Origin of the sequence: Corynebacterium sp. HMSC058E07 (assembly GCF_001809885.1) — a bacterium.
Classification (GTDB): Bacteria; Actinomycetota; Actinomycetes; order Mycobacteriales; family Mycobacteriaceae; genus Corynebacterium; species Corynebacterium macclintockiae.
Window position 1 is genome coordinate 3,397 of the sequence record NZ_KV799280.1, and the last position, 1,518, is coordinate 4,914.

Consider the following 1,518-nt stretch of genomic DNA (forward strand, 5'->3'; position numbering starts at 1 on the left):
TGGATAACTTCTCCGGTGGTGGTGTTGATGGTGTCTTTGGCGACACGTCGGCCGAGACCGTCGTAGGTGTAGGAATACAAAGGCTCCAATCGCTGCCCCTGCTAGAAACTCACTAGACTCAAGTCTCTGATGCTGGGTTAAAAGTTAAATGCAAACTAAGCGGCACAAACTCGCCCTCACTATTTCTCGAGAAACCTTGTGGGGCGCTTAACGTGATTTCTGTGGGGACAGTCCATGGCAATGAGTAAAGGGTCCCAACAAATCCCTCTGAGCCTGTAAGCTCACTTTCAACAACATCTAATATTTCTATTTTCCCATCAAAGGTTTCAATCACATGTTTGGAGAAAGCGTTTTGCTCCTCGGCGGGTGCATCTGTGAAACAAACGGTGGCTGAAAACGTTTCGCCTATCTCTAGATCTGGGAGCGCTACTGCAAAAGCGCCCTTGGCTCTACCGACCGGCGGATTTCCCGACCAATGAAGTTCAGTTTCAGCAGATTCGTCACCAAAAACTTCAAAAATGTAGTTTGTCGGTTCGATTTTAATGGAGAAGGATTTCAATCGTAAACTCCTAATCAGTTAATTTAACTCTAAAGTAGTCACCATCGCCAACCCTGTTAGATCGGTAGAAACTAGACAATGAGCCTCCTTGACTTCTCTGCGCAGAACGCGATACACCATTTACGGTTGCCCCTGCACCTCCCTGTTTAGTTGATGCGTAAGGAAATTCATCGGGGCTTCCCTTAGTATAATCCCATCCTCTGGTTGCTTCGGCTCTGTTTTGGCGGATGATTGATTTGTCTGTCGTTCTTTGAAGTAGGGTCGGTTGGCCTTGTTGAATTGCCTTATCTAGGGTTTGTGCGACTTCTGGTTGAGATGTGCGACTAACTTCGTAAACTGGTATCTCGAATTGACCATTTGGAAGTAGTGGTCCTTCTGTGTCAGGTGTTGGGCGTCCATGTCGTGGATGTCCACAGCCAAACAGCCCGAGCACATCGACCCAGTATGCTGCGTGGTCGACATATCCTTGTGCTGAGGCGAGTCGTGGGGCGAGTCCGAGTGGGTCTTGGGCGTTATAGGCACCCAGGGTGGGACTGTAGTAGCGGAAGCGGTTGTACGCCCACCCAGATTCCGCATCCTCGTACTGACCTGCAAACAACAACGGGCTGGTACACCGACCAGACCACGTACGCTTGCCATACAACGTTTGGGTGGTGTGTCCCTCCACGACACCGGTGGTGGTGTTGATTAGTTCCTGTGGCGCTCCGGCTAGGTCGCACACCAGGGCGTAGAACGTCGCATCAACCCGGGCCTGGGACCAACCAGCGGCAGGGTTCGCCGGAGTGTCGTTGGTGTTACGGGTGGTTAGTGTGATCTGGCCGTGTGTCTGGCCAGTAGCAGGGTCAGTAGTCCACACGTGCCGGATCGGTGGTGTTGACGGTGGTGGTGACGGCTGCTAGTTGGTTACCGGTGTGGGTGAACACGTCGCGGTGGATAACTTCTCCGGTGGTGGTGTTGAT

The 1,518-nt window shown here is 51.8% G+C and carries 2 protein-coding genes; both read right to left on the bottom strand.

The window, feature by feature from the left end; genetic code table 11:
• Positions 1 to 118: 118 nt before the first annotated feature.
• Positions 119 to 559, bottom strand: coding sequence for a hypothetical protein (locus tag HMPREF2678_RS10245; RefSeq protein ID WP_141747072.1), 441 nt, complete (start codon positions 557 to 559; stop codon positions 119 to 121).
• Positions 560 to 569: 10 nt separating this feature from the next.
• Positions 570 to 1,415 carry a NucA/NucB deoxyribonuclease domain-containing protein gene (locus HMPREF2678_RS10590; RefSeq protein ID WP_083303447.1) on the bottom strand — a complete coding sequence of 282 codons (846 nt, stop codon included), beginning with the start codon at positions 1,413 to 1,415 and terminating at the stop codon, positions 570 to 572.
• Positions 1,416 to 1,518 lie beyond the last annotated feature (103 nt).